A 23,440-nucleotide genomic window follows, 5' to 3' on the forward strand; every position below is an offset into this window, starting at 1 on the left:
TTGGTTGGCTCGCGTGCATCGGAAAATCACCGCGACTCATGGTTTCCCGAAACCCTTCGGGTCCTCCATCCCGTACATCACGATGCACTTATTGAAAGTACTTTGTAAAAATCATCCGGCGATACCTGTCCTACCCTCGCCCACCTCCCGCGAAGCACCCCCTCGTTTTCCCCAACCCCGACCATCTTGACTCCCGTCGCCCGATCGACAACACTTCGCACATCGCAAGTGTGATCACAGATCGCAGATCAAACCCAGGAGAACCCCGCCTTGGCGCCTCGTATCGTCCCGCCCGCACTGAAAGCCATCGAATCGGAAACGATGGCCGACAAGGTCTATCAGCAACTGCGCGAAGCGCTGATGAGCGGCCGTTTCGCGCCCGGCCAGGCGCTGAGCCTGCGCAGCGTCGCCGAGGCGGTCGGCTCGTCGACGATGCCCGTGCGCGCCGCGCTCACGCGGCTGCGCGCCGAGCGCGCGCTGGTCGACGGCCCGAATCGCGCGCTCGTCGTGCCGCCGATGACGCTCGACATGCTCGGTGAACTCCGCGACGTACGGATCGCCCTCGAAGGCTGCATCGCGGAACGTGCGTGCGCCCGCATGACCGACGCGCAGATCGCCACCGTGCGCAGGACCTGCGAAACGATGCAGGCGCAAGTCGAGGCCGGCCGTTCGCGCGCATACCTGCAGAGCAATTTCGCGTTCCACAGCGCGATCTACGCGCACGGCGCGAGCGAAAGCACGCTCGCGATCGTCGAGAACCTGTGGATGCGCGTCGGGCCGTTCCTCAACATGGTCGCGCTCGATATCCCGCACATGCGACGCTCGATGGATGCGCACCGCGCGATCGTCGATGCGCTCGAACGGCGCGACGGCGCCGGCGTGCGCGCCGGCATCGCGCTCGACATCGGCGGCGCGGCGCACGATCTCGCCGAGACGTTGCGGGCCGAGCAAACCCCGCGGCGCATGAACGCAAAGCCGTAGCGGCCGCATTGCGCAGCAGCCGCCCGGCGGCGGCGCACCCGATTACAACTTCAACGATGGAGACAACCCGGCATGACAGCTTCCGACCTGCTGAAACCCTATGACGGCCTGCGCGTCCTCGTGACGGGCGGCGCCTCGGGCATCGGTCTCGAGATCGCCGACGCGTTCGCCGAATGCGGCGCGCGCGTCCACGTGTGCGATGCGTCGCAAGCCGCGATCGCGGCGCTGGCGGACCGGCCGTCCCGCCCCGCGATCAGCGCGACGCTGGCCGACGTAGCCGATCCGGCCGCGGTCGAACGCGTGTTCGCGGACGTCGCGGCGGCGCTCGGCGGCCTCGACGTGCTGGTCAACAATGCCGGCATCGCGGGCCCGACCGGGGGCATCGACGAAATCGACCCGGTGCAGTGGGAGCAAACGGTCGCGATCAACCTGAACGCGCAGTTCCAGTTCGCGCGGCACGCGGTGCCGCTGCTGCGCGACGCGCAGCACGGCGGCGCGATCATCGCGCTGTCGTCGGTCGCGGGACGGCTCGGCTATGCGTTCCGCACGCCGTACGCAGCGACCAAGTGGGCCATCGTCGGCCTCGTGAAAAGCCTCGCGATCGAGCTCGGGCCGCTCGGCATCCGCGTGAACGCGATCCAGCCCGGCATCGTGCGCGGCCCGCGGATGCGCCGCGTGATCGAGGCGCGCGCGCAGCAGTTGGGTATCGGCTACGACGAGATGGAGAAGCGCTATCTCGAGAAGATTTCGCTGCGGCGCATGACCGACCCGGCCGAGATCGCCGCGACCGCGCTGTTCCTGTGCTCGCCGGGCGGACACGGCATCACCGGGCAGGCGATTTCCGTCTGCGGCAACGTCGAAGTGCTCTGACGCGTCTCACGCATCGCTCACCGAAAGGAATCCATCCGTGGCAAACGCTCGCAAAGTCATCATCACCTGTGCGCCGACCGGCGCGATCCACACGCCGTCGATGTCGCCGTATCTGCCCGTGACGCCGCATGAGATCGAGACGGCCGCCGTCGCGGCTGCCGAGGCCGGCGCGGCGATCCTGCATCTTCACGCGCGCAACCCGTCCGACGGCAAACCGACGCAGGATCCGGCCGTGTTCGCCGAATTCCTGCCGCGCATCAAGGCGCAAACCGACGCGGTGATCAATCTCACGTCGGGCGGCAGTCCGCACATGAGCGTCGACGAACGGCTGCAGCCGGCGCTGCATTTCCAGCCCGAGATCGCATCGCTGAACATGGGCTCGATGAACTTCGGGCTCTATCCGATGCTCGAGCGCTTTCGCGAACTGAAGCATCCGTGGGAGCGCGAACATCTCGAGAAGAGCCGCGACCTCGTGTTCAAGAACACGTTCGCCGACATCGAGACGATCCTCACGCGCTGCGGCGCGAACGGCACGCGCTTCGAATTCGAGTGCTACGACATCTCGCACCTGTACAACCTCGCCCATTTCGTCGACCGCGGACTCGCGAAGCCGCCGTTCTTCGTGCAGAGCGTGTTCGGCCTGCTCGGCGGCATCGGCGCGCACCCGGAAGACCTGATGCACATGCGCCGCACGGCCGACCGCCTGTTCGGCGACGACTACGTGTGGTCGATTCTCGGTGCGGGCCGCAACCAGATTCCGCTCGCGACGATCGGCGCGGCCCAGGGCGCGAACGTGCGCGTCGGCCTCGAGGACTCGCTGTGGATCGCGCCCGGCAAACTCGCCGAATCGAGTGCCGCGCAGGTGTTGAAGATGCGGCAGGTGCTGGAGGGCCTGTCGCTGGACATCGCGACGCCGGCCGAGGCGCGCGCGATGCTCGAGCTCAAGGGCGGCGACGCGGTCAATTTCTGATCGCCGGGTAGCCCCCGACCGCAGCCTTAACCCAGGACCCGCAAGCGCAGAGACAAGGCGACGGCCCGAGCCGGCGCCAGGACGCCCTTCATCGCCCCGCTCCCGTCGAGCGCCGCCGGCGCGGCTCCGTCGTCTGCCCCTCCGCTGCGCGCGACGCAGCGGCCTCTGTCGAATGCGGTGCGCCGTGCTTGCCGTGTGCGCCCGTTCGCCTTTACCGGAGTCGTCCGCATGTCCACTCACCACGCCCAGGCACTGCCTTCCGCCGCCGGCGACGCAAGCGCGTCGCTGAACCAGCTGCTGTTCCGCAAGCTGATGCCGCTGCTGATCGCCGCCTATGTCATCAGCTTCCTCGACCGCACCAACATCGCCTTCGCCAAACATTCGATGGGTGTGGATCTGGGTATTTCGTCCGCTGCCTACGGGCTCGGCGCGGGCTTGTTCTTCCTCACCTACGCGCTGTTCGAGATCCCGAGCAACCTGATCATGCACCGCGTCGGCGCGCGCTTCTGGATCACGCGAATCATGCTCACATGGGGTGCGCTGTCGGTCGCGATGGCCTTCGTCGGTGGCCCGATGTCGTTCTATGTGATGCGTCTCCTGCTCGGCGTCGCCGAAGCCGGGCTGTTTCCGGGCGTGATGCTGTACCTCACGTATTGGTTCGGTCGCGAGGAACGTGCGCGCGCGACAGGCTATTTCCTGCTGGGCGTGTGCATTGCGAACATCATCGGCGGGCCACTGGCGGGCGCGCTGATCGAACTCGACGGGTCGCTCGGCTTCCGCGGCTGGCAATGGCTGTTCGTCGTCGAAGGGATTCCGGCGATCCTGCTCGCCTTCGTCGTCTGGATGCGCCTGCCGGACCGCCCGAGCAGCGCGCCGTGGCTCTCCCCCGAGACCGGTCGGGCCCTCGAACGCACGCTCGCGGCCGAACAGGATGCGGGCGTGGCCGCCCGCGGCAGCCACGCGTTCGGCTCGGCGCTGCGCGATCCGCAGATCTGGCTCGCGATCTTCGTGTACTTCTGCCACCAACTGACGATCTATACAGTGATCTTCTTCCTGCCGGGCATCATCGGTGCATCCGGGCGTTTCTCGCCGTTCGCGGTCGGATTGCTGACCGCGTTGCCCTGGCTCGCCGCCGCGCTCGGCGCAGCGACGCTGCCGCGCTTCGCGCGCGAGTCGCACCATTCGCGCCGGATACTGTGTGCCGGGCTCGTGGTGATGGCAGCGGGGATGGTGGGCGCCGCGCATGCGTCGCCGGTGGCCGGCCTCGCTTGCGTGTGCGTGGCCGCGTCGATGTTCTTCGTCGTGCAGTCGATCGTATTCACGTTTCCCGCGTCCCGGCTCGCGGGCAGCGCGCTGGCCGGCGGCCTCGGTCTCGTGAATACGTGCGGGCTCCTCGGCGGCTTCGTCGGCCCGGCTGTCGTCGGCGCCATCGAACAGGCGACGGGCAATGCAAGGAACGGGCTCACGCTGCTCGCCGCGGCGCTCGTCGTCGCGGCGTTCGCGAGTCTTGCGCTGCGCCACGGGCACGAACTGCGCGGTGCACGCTCGACCGGCTGAACGTCCGCGCGATTCAAGCCGGCGCGATGCGGCGATTCAATTTCGTCCGCGTCGCGCCGCGTTTCATCAGAACAGATACATCCCCGCGACGAACACCACGCCCGAGAACAGCAGCGTCGTCACGCAGTACCCCATGATGTCGCGCACGCCGAGCCCGGCGATCGCGAGCGCGGGCAGCGCCCAGAACGGCTGCGCCATGTTGGTCCACGCCTCGCCGTAAGCGATCGCCATCGCGGCCTTGCCGAGATCGGCGCCGAGCGCCTGCGCGGCCGGCATCACGAACGGGCCCTGCACGACCCAGTGGCCGCCGCCCGACGGCACCGCGAAGTTGATCACGGCCGAGCTGAGGAACGCGAGCAGCGGGAACGTGTGCACGTTCGCGATATCGACGAACCACTTGGTGATCACGCCCGCGAGGCCCGAGTGATCCATCAGCGCCTGGATGCCCGCGTAGAACGGGAACTGGATCATGATCCCCGACGCGCCGCGCGCCGCGCCGGCCACTGCGCGCGCATAGGCCATCGGCGTGCGGTGCAGCAGGATGCCGGCCGCAAGGAACGCGAGGTTCACGGTGTCGATGTCGAGCGCGAAACCCTTCTGCATGAAGCGCAGCACGAGGAACACCGCGCACAGCGCCGCGACGAAGATCGACAGCGCGCGGCTTTCTTCCAGCCGTTCGGCGAACGTCGCGTCGGGTCCGAGCTGACGCTCGACGCTCGGCGGCTCCGCGAGCAGCGCCGGATCGACGCTGACGACCTCGCCGGGCTTCGGCATCATCATCCGGGCGAGAAACGGCAGCATCACGATCAGCCCGATCGTGATGAACGCGTTGTAGCCGGTGAAGATCGTGTGCGACACGGGAATCAGCCCGATGGTCTTTTCCATCGGATTGCCCTTCGTCGCGGCGACGAGCGGGACCGAACCCGACAGCCCGCCGTGCCAGCTCAGGAAGCCCATGTACGCGGACGCGACGAGCAGCCGGTAGTCGCTGCCGGCCACGCGGCGCGCGACTTCACGCGCGAGCATCGCGCCGAGCACGAGGCCGAAGCCCCAGTTGATCGCACAGGCGAGCGCGCCGACGAACGCGACGAGCATCACGCCCTGCCCCGGCGTGCGCGCGGTGCTTGCAAGCGCAACAAGCATGCGTCGCACGGGCGGCGAGCTCGCGAGTGCGTGGCCGGTGACGAGAATCATCACCATCTGCATCGAGAACGCGAGCAGGTTCCAGAAGCCCGAACCCCACATCGTCGTGAGTTGCGCGGGCGTGTTCGGCGTGAGGCCGAACGCGAGCGCGAACGTGACGATCGTCAGCAGGATCGCGAAAATCAACGGGTCGGGCAGCACGCGGTGGACCACCTGCGTGAAAAAGCGGGAAATGCGTTGAATCAACTTGAGCTCCTCGTTTCCTGATAGGGACGTCCGCGCGTGTGGTTCGTTGTTCGGTGCGCGGAATCGCGCGGATTCTTGCACAGAACCGCAAGACGCGCTTCGGCGCGCGCCCCGGTGTGATCAGGTAGCGATACGCGCAAGGAACGGACGAGGAAACGGGGAAAAGACGACAGCAGCCGGCTCGGGCTCAGCCTGCGAGGACGATGGATAACGGCGCGGTTCAGCGAGCCGCCGTCGCCGGCGTACTGACCATCGTCATCGCACTCGCGCGCCGCTCCGCCAGCTTCTGCGCGAACCGATACGCAACGAGCGAACCGGCCACGGCCAGCAGCATCGGCACGAGGCTGTCGTGATTCGCATGCGTGAATTCGAGCAGCAGCACGACGGCCGTGAGCGGCATCTGCATCGACGCAGCGAGAAACGCGGTCGCGCCGATCAGCGCGCATCCACCGATCGACGCGCCCGGCCACACGAGGCTCCACAGCCCGCCGAGCACGACACCCAGCAGCGCGCCGTTCGCGAGGCCCGGCGTCAGCAGCCCGCCCTCGGCGCCCGCGCGCAAACTGCCCGCCTCGACCAGCACCTTCAGCACGAGCAGCGCGGCGGCAAGACCGATCGTCAGCGAGCCGTCGAAACCCAGCGAAGCCGGCCCCTTGCCATTGCCGAGCAGTTGCGGAAACCGCATCGCAAGCACACCGATCACCGCGAAGTTGATCAGCGCGAGCACCGGCAGCAGCCGGCCCTTCGGCGCATCGGCCCGTGCACGGGCCGTGAGCCGCACGAAACCGTACGCGGCGAAGCCGAACAGCGGCCCGCAGACGATCGACCATGCGACGAGCGGCACGCTCAGCACGAACGGCGGCACCGCGTACTGGTGTTCGTTGCCGAGACCGATCCACGCCACGACCGCCGCGATCGCCGACGTGACGACCGCCACGACCAGCGCGCGCATGTCGAACGTGCCGAGCAGCACTTCGAGCACGAACACGGCGCCGCCGAGCGGCACGTTGTAGACGGCCGCGAGGCCGGCGCCGGCGCCGCACGCGACCATCAGACGGCAGTCGGCGGGCGTGAGCCCCGCACGGTGCGCGAGCCGCCCGGCCAGCAGCGAGCCGATCTCGCGCGGCGCGACTTCGCGGCCGAGCGGCGAACCGAGCGCGACGGTGACGATCTGCAGCAGCGCGTGAACCGTCGTGCTGACGAACGGCATCCGCGGGTCGGCCGCGCGAACCGCGCGGCGAATGCTGACCAGCGGCCGCCCGTATCGATAAAGCGCCCACCAGCCGCCGCCCGCGACGAGCCCGCATACGACCAGCACCGCCAGCCTGCGCAGCGGATCGGCCTGGGTCACGCCCGTGAGGAAGCTCTCGGTGCCAACCACGTGCCGGAGGCTGTAGCCGTAGGCGACATGCTGGATCGCGTGCAGCAACAGCGCGAGCAGCATCCCGCCGAAGCCCGCGCCGACGCCGGTCAGGACCGCGACGACGGCAATCCGTGCGAACGGGCTGATGGACGGCGAAGAAGACGCGGGAGCGGACGGGAGATCGAGGCGCATGAGGTCGGCGAACGAGGATCGAAAAGACGGCGCGCACCCTGCACGCCGCCGTCAGGACCGCATCGTAGGCCTCGGCTTCTCATGAGACAAACGTATTTTTCAGATTAACTCATGTATTTTTTGAATACCGTGGCGACGACGCACCGCGACGGGCGCGCCGCCCCGTCACGGCGTCACCCTGGATAAGTCACCTGCTCCGGCTCGCGCCGCATGATCACCTTCCCGTGCCGCACCGACAGCGTGGCCTTCACCTGTCGGCGCACCGCTTCGTAATCGCTGTCCGCGTCGAGCACGACGAGGTTTGCCGGACGGCCGACCGCGATCCCGTAGCCGTCGCCGAGGTGCATCGTCGTCGCGCTGTGATCGGTCACGAAGTCGAGGCAGCGCTGCAGGTCCTGGTAACCCATCATGTGGCAGATATGGAGCCCCGCATCGAGCACCCGCAGGATGTTGCCGTTTCCGAGCGGATACCACGGATCCTTGATCGAATCCTGCCCGAAGCACACGTTCAGGCCCGCGCGGTTGAGCTCCGCGACACGCGTGACGCCGCGCCGCTTCGGAAACGTGTCGAAACGCCCCTGCAGGTGAATGCTCTCGGTCGGGCACGAGATGAAGTTGAGCCCCGCGCGCTTGAGCAGCCGGAACAGCTTCGAGCAATACGCGTTGTCGTACGAACCCATCGCGGTCGTGTGGCTCGCCGTCACGCGCGCGCCCATCCCGCGCACGCGCGCTTCTTCCGCGAGCACTTCGAGAAAGCGCGAATGCGGATCGTCGGTCTCGTCGCAGTGCACGTCGACGAGGCAACCGGTGCGCTCGGCCAGATCCATCAGGAAACGGATCGAACTGACGCCCTGCTCGCGGGTGTTCTCGAAATGCGGAATCCCGCCGACGACGTCCGCGCCGAGCGCGATCGCCTGCTCCATCAGCGCGCGCCCGTCGTCGAACGATTCGATGCCCTCTTGCGGAAACGCGACGATCTGCAGGTCGACCAGCCCGCGCGCCTCGTCCTTCACTTCGAGCATCGCCTTCAGCGCGGCCAGCGTCGGATCGGTGACGTCGACGTGCGTGCGCACATGCTGGATGCCGTGGTCGCGCAGCATGCCGATCGCCGTGTGCGCACGCGTCTTCGTATCTTCGTGCGTGATCGTCGCCTTGCGTTCGGCCCAGCGCTCGATCCCCTCGAACAACGTGCCGCTCATGTTCCAGGCCGGCTCGCCGGCGGTAAGCACGGCATCGAGATGGATATGCGGCTCGACGAGCGGCGGGATCGCGAGGCGCCCGCCCGCATCGATGTCGTCGGCGCCGACGGGCGCGACCGGTGCGGGTTGCGCGTCGATCCGCGCGATCTTGCCGGCGTCGATGCCGATCGTGAACAGTCCGTCGCGGCCGCGCAGGCGGGTATTGAACAGGTTCATGTGGGTCCAGGCGTCATGCGGCCCCGGCGGGCCGCGTGGTGGGGAAAACCGGCTCGGGAAACGCGTCCGTCCGTTATCTGAAATCCTCGATCTTCAGGCCGGTCGCCGCGCTCATCTCGTCGTTCGACACATCGCGCACGTGCTTGCCGAACGTCCATACGTGCCGGCCCGGGTCGCGGGCGCGATACACGCGCTCGCCGTAGAACTGGTCGCCTGGCGCCTGCAGGATCTCCGCGCCGGCGGCACGCGCGCGCTCGCAATGCGCGTCGATGTCCGCGTCGTCGGGAAGATGCACGTGGACGTTCTGCGTGTTCCGGTCGCCGGTGTCTTCCGGCGACGCGATGAAATCGGCCCACGAACCGCCGACCATGACGACACCGTCGCCGAATTTCATTTCGGCGTGTGCGATGTCGCCCTCCGGCGTGGTGACGACGATCAAGCGCTGGAAGCCGAATGCGCGCTCGAGCCACGCGAGTGCGGCTTTCGGGTCGCGATAGCACAGCGCGGCGCTGAAGGATGGACGGCGAGGCGTGGTCATGGGATGTCTCCGGATCGTGTCGTCGGATTCCCCATTCTCCACGCACGCGCCGCGGCGATCAACTCCCGCCCCGGCAACGCGCGTGTTGCCGATGCGCGACACGGGGTGCGCGGCCATCGCGCGCCGCGCGCCGGCGCTCAGGCGAAAACCCATTGCCCGCCGGGTTCACGCCGGTTTGTGAACGCCGTGTGACGCACTCTTGCGCGACTCGCAATGGTGCCCTCGCGCCCTCATCGCCGGAATCAGGCGAACGCGCCCCTACACTTGCGCCGAACTTGATCGACAGACCCACACGCAGGAGTCCTTACATGAAAAAAACCACCGCTACCGTCGCATGCACCGTCGTGCTGTTCGCCCCGCTCGCCCATGCGCAGAGCTCGGTCACGCTGTACGGCCTGATCGACGCCGGCATCGCGTACACCAACAACGTCGGCGGCGCGGCCCAGTGGCGCATGGCCACCGGCACGATCAACGGCAGCCGCTTCGGCCTGCGCGGCACCGAGGATCTCGGCGGCGGCGTGAAGGCGCTGTTCGTGCTGGAGAACGGCTTCAACGCGAACAACGGCGCGCTCGGCCAGGACGGCAAGCTGTTCGGCCGCCACGCATACGTCGGCCTGAGCGGCAACGGCTACGGCACGCTGACGCTCGGCCGCCAGTACGACACGATGGTCGACTTCGTCGCGCCGCTGTCCGCCACGTCCGGCGACTTCGGCGACACGGGCTTCGCGCATCCGTTCGACAACGACAACCTGAACCATTCGGTACGCATCAACAACGCGGTCAAGTACACGAGCGACACGATCGCGGGCTTCAAGGTCGGCGCGCTGTACGGCTTCTCGAATTCGACGAATTTCGCCGGCAACCGTGCGTACAGCGTCGCGGCGAGCTACACGAACGGCCCGTTGAAGCTGGCCGGCGCTTACCTGCAGATGAACGGCACGAAGGGCTCGACGAGCGCGAGCGCCGGCGCGACCGACGTGGCCGAAGCGAAAAGCGTGAGCCAGGGCGGCTGGTCGGTCGGCGCGGATCGCATGCGTGCGTACGGCGGCGGCATCGGCTACGTGTTCGGCCCGGCGACCATCGGCTTCGTCTATACCCGCTCGCAGTACGACAACTCGGGTTCGTTCGGCTCGACCGGCCAGGTCGCGTTCAACAACTTCGACGTGAACGTGCGCTATGCGGTCACGCCGGCCGTCAGCCTCGGCGCGGCGTACGTGTACACGGACGCCACCGTATCGAACCCGGACAGCAAGCACGGCACCGATCCGAAGTGGCACCAGGTCGACCTGCAGGCCGTGTACAAGCTGTCGCGCCGCACCGACGTATACGCGGAAGCGATGTACCAGCACGCATCGGGCCGCGGCTACCAGGCGTTCATCAACACGTCGGGCGGCGCATCGAGCACCGCGAACCAGATCGTCGGCACGATCGGCATGCGCACGCGGTTCTGATCGGCATCGACATCGGCAAGCGTTCCGCCGGCAACGAATCCGCCGCAACCGGCAAGTTCGTTCGACGCGGGCGGCGCACGCCAATGTTGTGCCATCTGGAAAGCTGCCTGCCTGGAATCGGGGTTTTTGCGATCGTGCGCGCTGCATAGACTGACGTCGACGGTTCGGATCGAACCTCGATCGCCGAACCGGCCACACCCCCGTCTACAGGAGAACATCGTGAAATCGCTCGTCGTTACCGCCGCCGCTGCCGTGCTGCTCGCTGCACCGGCCCTGTCGTTCGCCCAGTCGGCCCAGTCGCACGTCACGCGTGCGCAGGTGCTGCAGGAACTGGTCGATCTCGAGTCGGTCGGCTACAACCCGGCGCGCGGTGAAGCGGGCAACTATCCGGAAGACATGCTCGCCGCCCAGGCGCGTCTGAATGCGAAGCGCGTCGCGCAACGCGAGGCCGCGCAAGCCGCATACGGCCCGGCCGGTGCGCCGGCAACGGAATCCGGCGCGGCGGCGAAGCCCACGCTGTAACGACATGACGGCGCGCGCCGCCCGCTTCGATGGTCTGCTGCGGGCGGCGCGCGTATTGAACCGGGATGAAACGACCGGGCCGGACGAAGCGTTCAGCGTCCGGCCGGTTCGCGCTCAGGCGGCCTGCGCCTCGCGGCCGATCGCGTTGAGCATGTCGACGTCGCGCGCGATCATGCCCGGCACCTGGGCGCGCAGCATCTCGACCCACGTGCGTACCTTCGCGTCGACGAAACGGCGCGACGGATACAGCGCATACACGTTCATCTTCTGCAGGATGTGCCCGGGCAGCACGCGCACGAGCGTGCCGTCGTGCAACGCGTCGATCGCCGAATACAGCGGCAGCATGCCGATCCCGATGCCGTCGCGGATCGCGAGTGCGAGCGATTCGGCGGTGTTGGTCTGCACCGGCCCCGTGACGTGGATCTGCTCGACGCCGTCGGCCCCTTCGAGCACCCATTCGTGCGTCGGAAAGGCCGGCGTGCAGAGCGTCAGGCACGCATGCGCGCCGAGATCCTGCGGACGTGCCGGCGCGCCGTGCCGCTTCACGTACCCGGGCGACGCGCACAGGATGCTGAAGGTCGAACCGAGCAGGTGCGACACGAGTTCCGAATCGGGCAGCGACGACGCGGTCACGACCGCCATGTCGCTCGTGCCGTCGAACAGGTCGGGCATGCGCTGCGACAGCGACAGCTCGATCGACACGTCCGGAAACTGCGTGTGATAACGCGTGAGCGCGGGCATCACGTAGTGATGGCCGACGCTCGCGAAGCTGTGCATGCGCAGCACGCCGGCCGGCCGTTCGTGCGCGCAGCTCGCTTCTTCTTCCGCGCGATCGACGTCGGCGAGAATCTGGCGGCAGCGCCGCAGATAGCTTTCGCCGGCCGACGTCAGCGCGAGACGGCGCGTCGAGCGATTCATCAGACGGGTGCGCAGGCGCGCCTCGAGCTCCGAGACCGCACGCGACATCGCGCCCGTCGTCGAATTCAGCGATTGCGCGGCCGCGGTGAAACTGCCCGTCTCGACGACGCGCGTAAACACCCGCATGTTTTGTAGCGTATCCATTCCTGTGAGCAACCTGTAGCGGAGCCGCTATTTTCCTCCACCGGGTGCGACAGATTGTTACGTGGCCTGCAACTATCGTTTCCCCGTAGCTGCGTTAATGCCTGTGCGCCGCACTCCTACAATCGGCGCCTCACAGTCGAACGGACGCGCCGCGCACTACACGCGCCCACACTACACGCGCCCATTTTCCTTTCATGAAGCCACAACCTGCGATCGAGCGACCTTCCATCGAACCGGCACGATGGAGGAGCTGGCTGGATCCGCTCGGCGACGCGGCGCGCGACTGGGCCGCGAGCGACGGTCTCGTCTGGCTGCACCTCGCGAAAACCGTGCTCGCCGCGCTGCTGGCGATGGGCATTGCGATGCGGCTCGAGATGTCGCAGCCGCGTACGGCGATGACGACCGTGTTCGTGCTGATGCAGCCGCTGTCGGGGATGGTGTTCGCGAAGAGCTTCTACCGCGTGCTCGGCACGGCCGCCGGCCTCGTCGCCGCGCTCGCGCTCGGCGGGCTGTTCGCGCAGCAGCCGGAGCTGTACATGGCCGGCATCACGCTGTGGATCGGCACCTGCATCGCGCTCGCGGTGCGCAACCGCCACTTCCGCTGGTACGGGTTCGTGCTCGCCGGCTACACGGCCGCGCTGATCGGCCTGCCCTCGGTGATGACGCCGCAGACGCTGTTCCAGTCGGCGCTCACGCGCGCCGGGGAAGTCGCGCTCGGCATCGCCTGCTCCGGCGCGGTCAGCGCGCTGATCCTGCCGCTCAGTTCCGCGAAGACGCTGATGCGCACGCTGACCGCCCGTCACGTGAAATTCCCGGCGTTCGCGGCCGGCGCGCTGTCGGGCGAACTCGCACGCGGCGACTTCGAACGGCGCTTTGCCGATTTCGTCGACGAGATCGTCGGTTTCGAGGCCAATCGTGCCTTCGCGTCGTTCGAGGATCCGCATATTCGTGCGCGCAGCCGCCGGCTCGCGCGGCTGAACAGCGAATTCATGAACGCGTGCACGCGGCTGCATGCGCTGCACCAGCTCATCAAACGCCTGCGCGCGAACCGGTCGGACGCCGTGCTCGACGCGCTCGCCCCGCATCTCGACGCGCTCGCGCACCGGATCACCGCGTTGCGCGACGAGCGCCAGCGCGGCATCGCATCGACGACCGGCGCGCTGCTCGAACTGCGCCGCTTTCACGATGCGCTGCCGAAGGCCGCGCGCGCGACGCGCCGCGAGATCGAAGCGCACGCGGCCGGCGGCGTGCTCGACTTCGATACCGCGATCGAGCTGATGTACCGCTTCATCGGCGAATACCTCGGCTATGCCGACACCTATGCGTCGCTCGACCAGGACAATCACGCGCTCGAACGCTCGGTCACGCACTACGCGGTGAAGACCAATGCGTTCTTCGTCGGCTTCGCGTTCCTGCGCACGCTCGTCGCCGTCGGCGCGATGAGCGCGTTCTGGCTCGCGTCCGAATGGCCGAGCGGCTCGCTCGCCGTGATCGCCACCGCCATCGCGTGCGCGCTGAGCTCGACGTCGCCGCGCGCGCCGAAGTTCGTCGCGCAGATGGGCGTCGGCGCGGCGTTCGCGACCGCCGTCGGTTACGTGTTCCTCTGCTACGTGTATCCGAACATCGACGGCTTTCCGCTACTGTGCGCGGTGCTCGCACCGGTGCTCGGCCTCGGCGCGTTTCTCGCGATGCGCCCGGGCCTGTCCGGCTACGGGATCGGCTTCGCGGTGTTCTTCTGTCTGCTCGCGGGCCCCGACAATGCCGTCGCGTACACGCCCGAGGTGCTGATCAACAACGGCTTGGCGATCGTCGTCGCGATGTTCGCGTGCTCGATCGTGTTCGCCGTCGTGTTTCCGACCCGCATGCCGTGGCTCACGGGCCGCATCGCGCACGACCTGCGCCGCCAGGTCACGCTCGCATGCGAAGGCGTGCGGGACGGCCTCGCGCCGCGCTTCCAGTCGAGCACGCACGACCTGATGGCGCAGCTTCGCACGCTGCTCGTGCAACGCACGCGCCAGCATCGCGACGCGCTGCGCTGGATGCTGGCGACGCTCGAAGTCGGTCACGCGGTGATCGACCTGCGCGACGAGCTGCATGCATTCTGCGACGCGAAACCGCCGCAGACGCTGCACTGGACCGCGTCGATCGACGCGGTGCTGCACACGCTGCCGCGCTTCTTCGACGATCCGACGCCGAGCCACCACGCCCGCACGCTGAAATCGGTGAACCTGGCGATCCGCGCGGCGCAGCACACGCTGCATGCGTGGTATGCCGTACCCGAAGCGCGTCATCGCATGCAGCGCATCGTCGGCTGCCTGCACTTCATCCGCAGCGCGCTGCTGGACAAGGACGCACCGTTCAACCATCACCGTCATTGAACGTCGACGACGATCGGTGCGCGCACAACGTCATCCTTGTTCCGTTTGGAAATAAGCTCTGCACCCGCGGCGATTAATCTTCAAGCAGTGCGAGCCTATAGTTTCCTCACTGCCAGCGAGACTGGCAATCACCCAGGAGAAACCCAAATGAAGCCGCTGCACCTCGCCCTCGTTGCCCTTTCGCTCACCGCTGCTGTCGCACACGCACAGCCTGCGCCGGCCGAGCTCGCGCAACAGCAGGCGAACCGCGCCGAAGCCATCCAGGCTGCCGGCCGCGTCGATCGTGCGCAATCGAAGCAGGAAGACCCGAACGCATGCGTCGGCCCGGTCAGCTTCTGCAACATCTACTTCGGCAGCTGAGCATGACGCGTCGTCACGGCCAGGCCCGCCGCTCGCGCAGCGCATGCGCGAACGCACGGCGAGCCGGCCGATCGTCGCTCCCGCAACAAGACCGCACGCCACGCCGCTATTGAAGCGGCGCATGCCGTTTCAGGCGCCGCGCCCCGGCCGCCACCCCACTTCGCGCAACGCATCCAGCAAGCGCGCCTGCCCCAGCCCTTCGACCCGCGCACCGCGCGACTCGACGTCGCCGCCCGCCACCAGCGCATTCACGATCGCCTCTTCCACCGCTTCCGCCGCCGCGACGAACAGCGCGGAGATGTGGTCGTTGTTCACCATCCGCACGTCGGTCGTCGGCGCGCCCTTGCTGCCGTAGTTCGCGGCCGGCAGCCCGTCGTTGCCCGTTGCGAACGCAAGGAAGATGTCGCCGCTCGAATCCTCGGTGCCGCCGCCCACGCGCGCCAGCCCGACGCTCGCGCGCTGCGCGAGGCGCGTGCACTGATGCGGCAGCAGCGGCGCGTCGGTCGCGATCGTGACGACGATCGACCCCATCCCGGCTTCGCCTTGCGCATCGGCGGCACGAAACGGCGAATGCACGTGGCGCAGCACTTCGCCGACCGGATAGCCGGCCACGCGCAGCATCTCGCGCACGCCGTAGTTCGCCTGCACGAGCGCGCCGACGGTCCAGCCGCCCGCCTCGGCTCCGGTCACGCGCGACGCGGTGCCGATGCCGCCCTTGAACTCGTGGCAGATCATGCCGGTGCCGCCGCCCACGCCGCCTTCGGCGACCGGCCCCGACTGCGCGGCGGCCAGCGCACGCTGCACGTGCTCGGCACTCACGTGCTGCCCCCAGATGTCGTTGAGCAGACCGTCGTAGGTTTCCATCACGACCGGCATGCACCAGTACACGCGGCCGGCCGCCGCCGCGCGCTCGTTCGCGACCAGCGCATCGCGCACCGCGCCGACGCTGTGCGTGTTCGTATAGGCGATCGGCGTCGTCAGCAAACCGGCCTCGCGGATCCATTCGAGCCCTGTCGCATCGCCGTTGCCGTTCAGCACGTGGACGCCCGCGAAGCACGGCGAATCGTGCGCGACGCCCGCGCGCGGCTCGATGACGGTGACGCCGGTGCGGATCGACGCGTCGCCGTTCTCGACTTGCAGCGTGCAATGTCCGACCCGCACGCCCGGTACGTCCGTGATCGCGTTGAAGCGGCCCGGCGTGCCGAGTCCGATGCGGATGCCGAGATCCCTCGTGCGCATGATGCAGTTCCTCCAGTCTTTCAATGGTTCGATGTTTCGGTATGGCAAGGTTTCGACACGGCGTTCAGAGCGAGCGGAACGCCTCGCTGTGGCGCGCCCAGGCGCCGTACATCACGAGCGCGGCCACCAGCAGCCCGCCGATGATGAGCAGGTCGGTCGACTTCGTCGCCGTCGCCAGCGTCGTGTAGAGCGTGTACGCGGCGCCCGCCACCGCGACGAGCGGCGTCACGGGCCACAGCGGCATCCGGTAGTGATGTTCGACGTCGCGGCGCACGTACCGGCTCGCCAGCGCGGCCAGCCCGACGACGAGGTAGATCAGCAGCAGCAGGTCGACCGTGAACGCGGTCAGCTCGTCGAGGCTCGACACGAACACCAGCCCCGCCGACGGCACCGCCAGCGCGAGCGTCGCGAGCCACGGCGATTCGAGGCGCGGATGGATCGTCGAGAACGCACGGTTGCAGGTGCGCGACCAGAGCGCGTGGCGGCCGCTGCTGTAGAGCAGGCGCCCCATCGTGATCACGATCGCGATGATCGCGTTGAACACCGACAGGAAGATCCCGCCGCTGACGATGCGCGACACCACCGGATTGCTCAGCGAACGCACGACGTAGCCGATCGGATCGGCGCTCTTCGTCAGCTCCGTGAGCGACGGCGCGCCGAGCACGATCGCCGTGAGCGGCACCAGCTCGACGACGAGGATCACCAGCAGCGAATAGATCACCGCCTTCGCGACGTTGCGGTTGCCGCCGCGCAGGTCTTCCGCGAGATACGCGGCGGAGCCGAAGCCGTTGTAGCAGAAGATCGCCGTGCCGATCGCCGGCACGATCGCCGCGAGCGTGGCGGGCACCAGCGCACTGCCGCTCACGACCACCGGCGCGACCAGCACGTCCGCGCCGCGATGCGGGGAGCCGAAGCCGAGCCCCGCGATCAGCATCAGCACGCCGATCTCGACGACGAGGAACGCGCCGGTGATCCACGCGTTCGTCTTGATGTTCAGCATCCCGAGCACGTAGCTGAGCAGCACGATCGTCAATGCGACCGACTGGTTGCTGAAGTGCGTGCCGAGCGCGTTGTTCAGGTAGGGCGCGGCGCCGCTCGCGAGCACGGCCGGAATGAACACGCTGACGGACAGCACCGTGATGAAGGTCAGGTAGCCGGGCAGCGTGCCGAACACGCGCTTGGCCATCACGTACTCGCCGCCCGCGCTGCGGTGCGCCGCGCTCAGCTCCGCATAGCAGAGCGCGAACGCCAGCGCGAGCACGCCGCCGAGCACGAACGACAGCACCGCGCCGCTGCCCGCCTGCTGGATCGCGAACGGCGCGATCACGAAGATCGAGCTGGCAGGCGTCACGCCCGACACGGTGATCATCACCGCGTCGCGCACGCTGAGCGTCTGCGACAACGCGCGCGGCGCGTCTTCCGTTGCAGGCGTCGCTTGCAGCGTGCCCGTCGATTCCGACATCATCGCCATTTCGTTCTCCTGTAGCGCCTATGCTGCTTTTTTTTGAACGCCCATACTCGGGCCCGATTGATTGCGTGGCAGTCTAGGAAGCCAAATTCAGGACCGCTATTCCCCCTTCGTGTTACGCCCTCCGGTGGTGGTATGGATCGACTCTTCTCCGAAATCGCGATGCACCAGGCGCTTGGCCGCGCAATCGATCATCTCGGCCAGCCGCGTTTCTGGCGTTTCCTGGTGCTGCTGCTCAACGAAATGGTGCCGTTCGACAACGCGCTCGCGACCGCGATCGGCCCCGACGGCGTGCCGCTCGTGCTCGACGAATACGACGCGGGCGGCACCGACAGCGCGTCGCCGGTGCCGCTTTACCTCAATGGGTTATATCTGCTCGATCCGTTCCTGCAGGCCGCGCACGACGGGCTCGCCGACGGCTGCTACCGGCTCGAGGAAGTCGCGCCCGACCTGTTCCGGCAGAGCGAATATTTCCTGAGCTATTTTCGCGACGCGGTCGGCGACGACGAGATCCAGATCCTGCTGCGGCCGAACCCCGACACGCTGCTGTCGCTGTCGCTCGGCGCGGCCATGCGCTTCGACGTCGAGCCGCTCGGCAAGCTGACGGCCGCGATGCCGTGGGTGCTCGCGGTCATCCGGCAACACTGGCGGCTGGTGGGCGACGCCGCGCGCGCAACGCCCGACGCCGACCTCGGCGCACGCGTCGAGCAGGCGCTCGCGCGCTTCGGCGCGGGTGTGCTGACCGATCGCGAGATGTCGATCGCGCGCATGGTGCTGCGCGGCAATTCGTCGAAGGCGATCGCGGAGCGGCTCGCGATTTCACCGGAGACGGTGAAGGTGCATCGGCGGCACCTTTATGCGAAGCTCGGGATCTCGTCGCAGCCGGAACTGTTTTCGCGGTTCATCCAGGCGCTGGGAGAGGATGCGGCCGGATAACGGCATCGACGAAGAGGAATGGCAACGGGCGGCACGAACGGCCGCGACCGATCCCGCGTCCGCAGATAGGCGCGCACACACGGCGCGAGGCCGTTCACGAAAACCCGCACGCGTCGCCCCGCAATCCTCGTCACGCTCGGCCCATGCCGCGGTTGCCCGTTTCCATACGCGCGGGCATGATGTCCGCCAGCCTGCCGGCCCGCGGTCGTCCGCTGCGGCGGTCATGGGTAGCCCGTCCGCATGGCCCCATCCGCCGCAATCGCGCAACGAGCAATCCGCATGCCGGCCCTTCGCCGCCCACCTCATCGAGCCCATGTCACTACGCGCATTCAGAACCCTGGTCGCGATCGCCCGATACCGGACCTTCGCGCGCGCCGGCGAAGCGATCGGCCTCACGCAGTCGGCCGTGAGCCTGCAGATCAAGACGCTCGAAAGCGAATACAACGTCCAGCTGTTCGACCGTTCGCGCCGCCAGCCGGTGCTGACGGAAGCCGGCAACATTCTCGTCGCGCAGGCCGAGCAGGTGCTCGCGATGGTCGACCGGATTCCCGATGCGCTCAGCGACGAGAAAAAGCTCGTCGGCCGCCTGCGGATCGGTGCGATCCAGACCGCGCTGTCGGGCCCGCTGCCCGATGCGCTGCTCTCGCTGCGCAACGCGCATCCGTCGCTGCGCGTGCACGTGTCGGCCGGCATGTCGGTCGAACTGGCGAACCGCGTCGCGGCCGGCGAACTCGATGCGGCCATCACGACACACCCGGTGCGCCCGCACCCGGCACAGCTGACGTGGACGACGCTCTACGAAGACCGCTTCTGGCTGCTCGCGCCGCCGGAATACGCGGAGCGCGACGCGGGCGCGCTGCTCGAAGCGCTGCCGTTCATCCGCTTCGACGCGCAGGCCTGGGCCGGCCGGATGATCGCCGCCGAACTGCGCCGCATCGGCGTCCGGGTACGCGAAGAGATGGTGCTCGACAGCGCGGAGACGATCGCGCGCATGGTGGCGCGAGGGCTCGGCGTGGCGGTCGTCGCGCTGCCCGATTCGACGCTCGCACGCCTGCCGCCCGTCACGCGTTTGCCGTTCGGTCAGCCGCAGATGGGCCGCGCTGTCGTGTTGCTCGAACACCAGTCGCGTCCGGCCGAGCGTTTCGCGCGTGCGCTGGCCGCCGAAGTCACCGCGTCATCGATGAGACTTTCTCATTGAACACCCGATAATTAACCATTATTCCTGTTGCAAGCGCGTGTTAACTTGGCGCCATCGTCACGCTTTCGATCGCCTGTCGCCATGTTGCCCGCCGGATGGATTCCCGCTTCGCTCCGCCGCTCCGCCTGCAAGCCGCTCCAGCCGGCCCGCCTGAAGGCCTGCCGATGATCGGCCCGATCCTGCTCGCGCTCGCGCCGGTCGCGCTGCTGGTCGCGTTCGGCCACGGCCTGAGACGCACGGGCTTCATCGGCGACGCGTTCTGGCCGCACGCCGAGCGGCTGTGCTACTACGTGCTGCTGCCTGCGCTGTTCGCGGACGGTCTCGCGAACGCGAAACTGCAATCGCTGCCGGTTTTACCGCTCGCGGCGGCGCTGGTCGGTTCGACCGCGCTCGTCGCGGCGCTTCTGCTGCTGGTCCGCCGCTTCGTGCGGGTCGACGGCGCCGGGTTCACGTCGGTGTTCCAGGGCGCGGTGCGCTTCAACAACTACGTCGGCACGGCGCTCGCCGCCGGACTGTTCGGTGCACACGGCATCGCGCTCGCGGCCGTGTGCGTCGCGGCGATCGTCCCGACCGTGAACCTGATGTGCGTGCTGGTGTTCGCGCGCTACGGCGAAACGCGGCTCGGCGCGCTGGCGCTCGCACGGCAGATCCTGTCGAACCCGCTCGTCGTCGGCTGTGCGCTCGGGATCGCGATGCAGGCGAGCGGCATCGCGTTTCCGGCCGCCGTCGAGCCGGCCGTGCGCGCGCTCGGCGCCGCATCGATGCCGCTCGGCCTGCTGTGCGTGGGCGCGGCGCTGAAGTTCGACGCGGCGCGCGGCTGGCTGCAGCCGATGTGCATCGCGTCGGCATTCAAGTTCATGGCGATGCCGCTCGTCACGCTTGCGGCCGGCCGCCTGTTCGGGCTCGGCGACGCGGCACTGACCATCGCGCTGTTGTTCCAGGCGCTGCCCACATCGTCCTCGTCGTACATCATGGCGCGCCAGCTCGGCGGCGACGCACCGCTGATGGCCGGCATCACCGCGTTCCAGACGATCGCCGCCGCGCTCGCGATGCCGGCCGTGCTGACGGCGCTCGCGTCGGCGCCCGTGTTTCGCTGACGGCGCGGGGCCGGCAGCACACCGACTCGACAACAACCGTCACCGCCTGCCGCCGAAGCGGCCTGAATCCGCCCGTCGCGCGGACCGGCGGTGCGGACTTCAGGCGCGATTCGCGCCGGGTCGGGAACGGACGTCGAATGCCGTCACCCGGCTGTCAAACCCGCGTCGTTGCGTCAGACATACGCAACGCGGATACGCCCCCGGTTCTTCTCGCAGCCCCGCCAAAAACCGCCTATGGTGAAAGAAGCGCGCCTGCTTTGCCGCCATTCGACTCCAGGTCGCTCGCCCCGGCGGCCACGGCGCAGCGTTCCGGCACCATTCCCCGCCGTCGCGGGCACGTCCGGCCATGCCCGTGACGGCGCCGCCCACCGGACTACAAGGAGGTACCCATGAAAGCCGCGCTGCTCGTCAGTTCCGCCCTGCTCGCCCTCGCATCCGTTTCGGCTTCGGCTCAAGGCTCGATCACGAAGGTCGAAGACGGCGCACTCGTCGCCGCGAACGGGATGACCGTCTATTCGTTCGACAAGGACAAGCCCAACGCCGGCACCAGCGCATGTTCGGGCCAGTGCGAAACCTTCTGGCCGCCGTACAAGGCCAGCGCGACCGACGTTCCGGTCGGGCCCTACTCGATCGTCAAGCGCGAAGACGGCAGCCCGCAATGGGCGTACAAGGGCAAGCCGCTGTACTTCTTCTCGAAGGACATGAAACAGGGCGACCGCAACGGCGACAACTTCAAGAACATGTGGCACGTAGTCGCGCCGTAAGCGTTCTTTCCCCGCCTTCCGCAACGGCGCCACCGCCGCACACGTAAAAAGGCCCGCCCCGGTCGGAGTCCGGGGCGGGCCAGTGCGTCTTCACGCCGGCGGCATCGCGACGCGCGCAGCCGCAGCGCACGCCGGCACGATCAGCGGTTCGACGGGAAGCTGAACACCGTGCCTTCACGCACGCCGGCCGACGGCCAGCGCTGCGTGATCGTCTTGCGCTTCGTGTAGAAGCGCACTGCATCCGGGCCGTATGCGTGCAGGTCGCCGAACAGCGAGCGCTTCCAGCCGCCGAACGAGTGATACGCGACCGGCACCGGCAGCGGCACGTTGATGCCGACCATGCCGATCTGGATGTTGTCGCTGAAATAGCGCGCCGCTTCGCCGTCGCGCGTGAACAGGCACGTACCGTTGCCGTATTCGTGCGCGTCGATCAGCGCCATCGCCTCGTCGAGCGACTTCAGGCGGATCACGCCGAGCACCGGCCCGAAGATCTCGTGCTGATAGATCGGCATGCCGGGCTTCACGTCGTCGAACAGGCACGGGCCGAGGTAGTAACCGCCGTCGTGGCCGTCGACCTTCACGCCGCGGCCGTCGACGACGAGCTTCGCGCCCGCTTCCACGCCCGCTTCGACGAAGCCCGTCACCTTCTCGAAATGCTGCTTCGTGACGAGCGGCCCCATGTCGATGCCCGCGCCGTTGCCCGGACCGACCTTCATCTTCTCGATCTCGGCCGTCAGCCCCGCGACGACCTTGTCGCCCGTTTCGTCGCCGATCGCCACGACCAGCGGAATCGCCATGCAACGCTCGCCGCACGAACCGTACGCGGCGCCCATCAGCGCGTTCACCGCGTTGCCGATGTCGGCGTCGGGCATCACGACCGCGAAGTTCTTCGCGCCGCCGAGCGCCTGCACGCGCTTGCCGTGCGCGCAGCCGGTCGAATAGATATATTCGGCGATCGGCGTCGAGCCGACGAAGCTCACCGCCTTCACGCGCGGGTCGGTCAGGATCGTGTCGACCGCTTCCTTGTCGCCGTTCACGACGTTCAGCACGCCCGGCGGCAGGCCGGCTTCGAGCGCGAGCTCGGCCATGCGCAGCGTCGACGACGGCGTGCGCTCGGACGGCTTCAGCACGAACGTATTGCCGCACGCGACGGCCATCGGCCACATCCACAGCGGCACCATCACCGGGAAGTTGAACGGCGTGATGCCGGAGACGACGCCCAGCGCCTGGAACTCGCTCCACGAATCGATCGCGGGGCCGACGTTCTTGCTGTGCTCGCCCTTCAGCAGCTCGGGCACGTAGGTCGCGTATTCGACGTTCTCGATCCCGCGCTGCAGTTCGCCCATCGCGTCGGCGAGCACCTTGCCGTGCTCGGCGGTGATCAGCGCGCACAGTTCTTCCGCATGCTCCTCGAGCAGCGTCTTGAAGCGGCTCATCACGCGGGCGCGCTTCAGCGGCGGCGTGTTGCGCCACGCGGGGAACGCGGCCTGCGCGGACGCGATCGCGGCTTCGACGGTCAGCTTGTCGGCGAGCGCGACGCTCTTGTGCGACTCGCCGGTGGCCGGGTCGAACACCGGCTGGACGCGGCTGCCGCCGTCGACGCGCTTGCCGTCGATCAGGTGGCCGACGGTGGAGGTCACATTGCTGTCGTGTTTCATGTTTCTGGCTCTTTCGTGAATTCGGTTATCGC

Annotated in this window: 20 protein-coding genes; 12 read left to right on the forward strand and 8 right to left on the reverse strand. The window is 68.0% G+C overall.

Translation table 11 applies throughout. The features are described from left to right. The first annotated feature begins 270 nt into the window (after positions 1 to 270). From BME24068_RS11470 to BME24068_RS11485, 4 genes are all read left to right on the forward strand, one after another. Positions 271 to 981 carry a GntR family transcriptional regulator gene (locus BME24068_RS11470; protein WP_174926120.1) on the forward strand — a complete coding sequence of 237 codons (711 nt, stop codon included), beginning with the start codon at positions 271 to 273 and terminating at the stop codon, positions 979 to 981. 72 nt (positions 982 to 1,053) lie between these two features. After that, positions 1,054 to 1,851: an SDR family oxidoreductase gene (locus BME24068_RS11475; protein WP_174926121.1), complete on the forward strand. Its 798-nt coding sequence runs from the start codon at positions 1,054 to 1,056 to the stop codon at positions 1,849 to 1,851. A 37-nt stretch (positions 1,852 to 1,888) separates the two neighbouring features. Next, positions 1,889 to 2,821, forward strand: coding sequence for a 3,5-dioxohexanoate:acetyl-CoA acetone transferase (kce, locus tag BME24068_RS11480; RefSeq protein WP_096498757.1), 933 nt, complete (start codon positions 1,889 to 1,891; stop codon positions 2,819 to 2,821). 228 nt (positions 2,822 to 3,049) lie between these two features. After that, complete coding sequence (locus tag BME24068_RS11485) at positions 3,050 to 4,378, forward strand: MFS transporter (RefSeq protein ID WP_174926122.1); 1,329 nt, start codon at positions 3,050 to 3,052, stop codon at positions 4,376 to 4,378. A 66-nt stretch (positions 4,379 to 4,444) separates the two neighbouring features. Here the strand turns inward: BME24068_RS11485 and BME24068_RS11490 are convergent, their stop codons facing one another. The 4 genes from BME24068_RS11490 to BME24068_RS11505 form a co-directional block, all read right to left on the reverse strand. Further along, positions 4,445 to 5,767 (reverse strand): TIGR00366 family protein, encoded by a 1,323-nt coding sequence (locus BME24068_RS11490; protein WP_096498761.1) that lies wholly within the window; start codon positions 5,765 to 5,767, stop codon positions 4,445 to 4,447. A 220-nt stretch (positions 5,768 to 5,987) separates the two neighbouring features. Continuing rightward, complete coding sequence (locus BME24068_RS11495) at positions 5,988 to 7,322, reverse strand: chloride channel protein (RefSeq protein WP_174926123.1); 1,335 nt, start codon at positions 7,320 to 7,322, stop codon at positions 5,988 to 5,990. Between the two features lie 173 nt (positions 7,323 to 7,495). Continuing rightward, on the reverse strand, positions 7,496 to 8,737 hold the full coding sequence (codA, locus tag BME24068_RS11500) for a cytosine deaminase (protein WP_174926124.1): 1,242 nt from the start codon (positions 8,735 to 8,737) through the stop codon (positions 7,496 to 7,498). A 73-nt stretch (positions 8,738 to 8,810) separates the two neighbouring features. After that, positions 8,811 to 9,275, reverse strand: a complete 465-nt coding sequence (locus BME24068_RS11505; protein ID WP_096498767.1) for a VOC family protein — start codon at positions 9,273 to 9,275, stop codon at positions 8,811 to 8,813. 308 nt (positions 9,276 to 9,583) lie between these two features. Here BME24068_RS11505 and BME24068_RS11510 point away from each other — a divergent pair, with 308 nt between their 5' ends. Beyond that, entirely contained in the window at positions 9,584 to 10,726 is a 1,143-nt protein-coding gene (locus tag BME24068_RS11510; RefSeq protein ID WP_174926125.1) for a porin, read from the forward strand. Positions 10,727 to 10,945: 219 nt separating this feature from the next. Continuing rightward, a complete protein-coding gene (locus BME24068_RS11515) occupies positions 10,946 to 11,248 on the forward strand; it encodes a DUF4148 domain-containing protein (RefSeq protein WP_174926126.1) in 303 nt (100 codons plus the stop codon). Positions 11,249 to 11,362: 114 nt separating this feature from the next. Here the strand turns inward: BME24068_RS11515 and BME24068_RS11520 are convergent, their stop codons facing one another. After that, complete coding sequence (locus BME24068_RS11520) at positions 11,363 to 12,310, reverse strand: LysR family transcriptional regulator (RefSeq protein ID WP_096498772.1); 948 nt, start codon at positions 12,308 to 12,310, stop codon at positions 11,363 to 11,365. Between the two features lie 194 nt (positions 12,311 to 12,504). Between BME24068_RS11520 and BME24068_RS11525 the strand changes: the two genes are divergently transcribed. Together BME24068_RS11525 and BME24068_RS11530 are read left to right on the forward strand one after the other, a co-directional pair. Continuing rightward, positions 12,505 to 14,688 (forward strand): FUSC family protein, encoded by a 2,184-nt coding sequence (locus BME24068_RS11525; protein ID WP_174926127.1) that lies wholly within the window; start codon positions 12,505 to 12,507, stop codon positions 14,686 to 14,688. Positions 14,689 to 14,835: 147 nt separating this feature from the next. Next, positions 14,836 to 15,048 carry a hypothetical protein gene (locus BME24068_RS11530; RefSeq protein WP_098552172.1) on the forward strand — a complete coding sequence of 71 codons (213 nt, stop codon included), beginning with the start codon at positions 14,836 to 14,838 and terminating at the stop codon, positions 15,046 to 15,048. A gap of 129 nt (positions 15,049 to 15,177) precedes the next feature. On the opposite strand, the gene BME24068_RS11535 is transcribed toward BME24068_RS11530, so the two are convergent. Continuing rightward, entirely contained in the window at positions 15,178 to 16,287 is a 1,110-nt protein-coding gene (locus BME24068_RS11535) for a P1 family peptidase (RefSeq protein WP_174926128.1), read from the reverse strand. Between the two features lie 64 nt (positions 16,288 to 16,351). Next, entirely contained in the window at positions 16,352 to 17,758 is a 1,407-nt protein-coding gene (locus tag BME24068_RS11540; protein ID WP_174926129.1) for an APC family permease, read from the reverse strand. A 132-nt stretch (positions 17,759 to 17,890) separates the two neighbouring features. Between BME24068_RS11540 and BME24068_RS11545 the strand changes: the two genes are divergently transcribed. The 4 genes from BME24068_RS11545 to BME24068_RS11560 all read left to right on the forward strand — a co-directional run bounded on the left by BME24068_RS11545 (position 17,891) and on the right by BME24068_RS11560 (position 21,750). Beyond that, positions 17,891 to 18,691: a helix-turn-helix transcriptional regulator gene (locus BME24068_RS11545; RefSeq protein WP_096498782.1), complete on the forward strand. Its 801-nt coding sequence runs from the start codon at positions 17,891 to 17,893 to the stop codon at positions 18,689 to 18,691. Between the two features lie 313 nt (positions 18,692 to 19,004). Then, positions 19,005 to 19,889, forward strand: a complete 885-nt coding sequence (locus BME24068_RS11550) for a LysR family transcriptional regulator (protein WP_096498784.1) — start codon at positions 19,005 to 19,007, stop codon at positions 19,887 to 19,889. A 164-nt stretch (positions 19,890 to 20,053) separates the two neighbouring features. Next, positions 20,054 to 20,986 (forward strand): AEC family transporter, encoded by a 933-nt coding sequence (locus tag BME24068_RS11555; protein WP_096499309.1) that lies wholly within the window; start codon positions 20,054 to 20,056, stop codon positions 20,984 to 20,986. Positions 20,987 to 21,375: 389 nt separating this feature from the next. Further along, on the forward strand, positions 21,376 to 21,750 hold the full coding sequence (locus tag BME24068_RS11560; RefSeq protein WP_096498786.1) for a COG4315 family predicted lipoprotein: 375 nt from the start codon (positions 21,376 to 21,378) through the stop codon (positions 21,748 to 21,750). Positions 21,751 to 21,890: 140 nt separating this feature from the next. Here BME24068_RS11560 and BME24068_RS11565 read toward each other — a convergent pair whose 3' ends face one another. Continuing rightward, positions 21,891 to 23,408: a CoA-acylating methylmalonate-semialdehyde dehydrogenase gene (locus BME24068_RS11565; protein WP_174926131.1), complete on the reverse strand. Its 1,518-nt coding sequence runs from the start codon at positions 23,406 to 23,408 to the stop codon at positions 21,891 to 21,893. Positions 23,409 to 23,440 lie beyond the last annotated feature (32 nt).

The sequence above is a fragment of the Burkholderia anthina genome (genome assembly GCF_902498995.1).
GTDB classification, from domain to species: Bacteria; Pseudomonadota; Gammaproteobacteria; order Burkholderiales; family Burkholderiaceae; genus Burkholderia; species Burkholderia anthina.

Coding starts and splice junctions, on each gene's coding strand:
- BME24068_RS11475 (WP_174926121.1), top strand. CDS start 1,054: ATGACAGCTTCCGACCTGCTGAAACCCTATGACGGCCTGCGCGTCCTC.
- BME24068_RS11485 (WP_174926122.1), top strand. CDS start 3,050: ATGTCCACTCACCACGCCCAGGCACTGCCTTCCGCCGCCGGCGACGCA.
- BME24068_RS11495 (WP_174926123.1), bottom strand. CDS start 7,322: ATGCGCCTCGATCTCCCGTCCGCTCCCGCGTCTTCTTCGCCGTCCATC.
- codA (WP_174926124.1), bottom strand. CDS start 8,737: ATGAACCTGTTCAATACCCGCCTGCGCGGCCGCGACGGACTGTTCACG.
- BME24068_RS11505 (WP_096498767.1), bottom strand. CDS start 9,275: ATGACCACGCCTCGCCGTCCATCCTTCAGCGCCGCGCTGTGCTATCGC.
- BME24068_RS11510 (WP_174926125.1), top strand. CDS start 9,584: ATGAAAAAAACCACCGCTACCGTCGCATGCACCGTCGTGCTGTTCGCC.
- BME24068_RS11520 (WP_096498772.1), bottom strand. CDS start 12,310: ATGGATACGCTACAAAACATGCGGGTGTTTACGCGCGTCGTCGAGACG.
- BME24068_RS11525 (WP_174926127.1), top strand. CDS start 12,505: ATGAAGCCACAACCTGCGATCGAGCGACCTTCCATCGAACCGGCACGA.
- BME24068_RS11530 (WP_098552172.1), top strand. CDS start 14,836: ATGAAGCCGCTGCACCTCGCCCTCGTTGCCCTTTCGCTCACCGCTGCT.
- BME24068_RS11535 (WP_174926128.1), bottom strand. CDS start 16,287: ATGCGCACGAGGGATCTCGGCATCCGCATCGGACTCGGCACGCCGGGC.
- BME24068_RS11540 (WP_174926129.1), bottom strand. CDS start 17,758: ATGGCGATGATGTCGGAATCGACGGGCACGCTGCAAGCGACGCCTGCA.
- BME24068_RS11545 (WP_096498782.1), top strand. CDS start 17,891: ATGGATCGACTCTTCTCCGAAATCGCGATGCACCAGGCGCTTGGCCGC.
- BME24068_RS11550 (WP_096498784.1), top strand. CDS start 19,005: ATGTCACTACGCGCATTCAGAACCCTGGTCGCGATCGCCCGATACCGG.
- BME24068_RS11555 (WP_096499309.1), top strand. CDS start 20,054: ATGATCGGCCCGATCCTGCTCGCGCTCGCGCCGGTCGCGCTGCTGGTC.
- BME24068_RS11560 (WP_096498786.1), top strand. CDS start 21,376: ATGAAAGCCGCGCTGCTCGTCAGTTCCGCCCTGCTCGCCCTCGCATCC.
- BME24068_RS11565 (WP_174926131.1), bottom strand. CDS start 23,408: ATGAAACACGACAGCAATGTGACCTCCACCGTCGGCCACCTGATCGAC.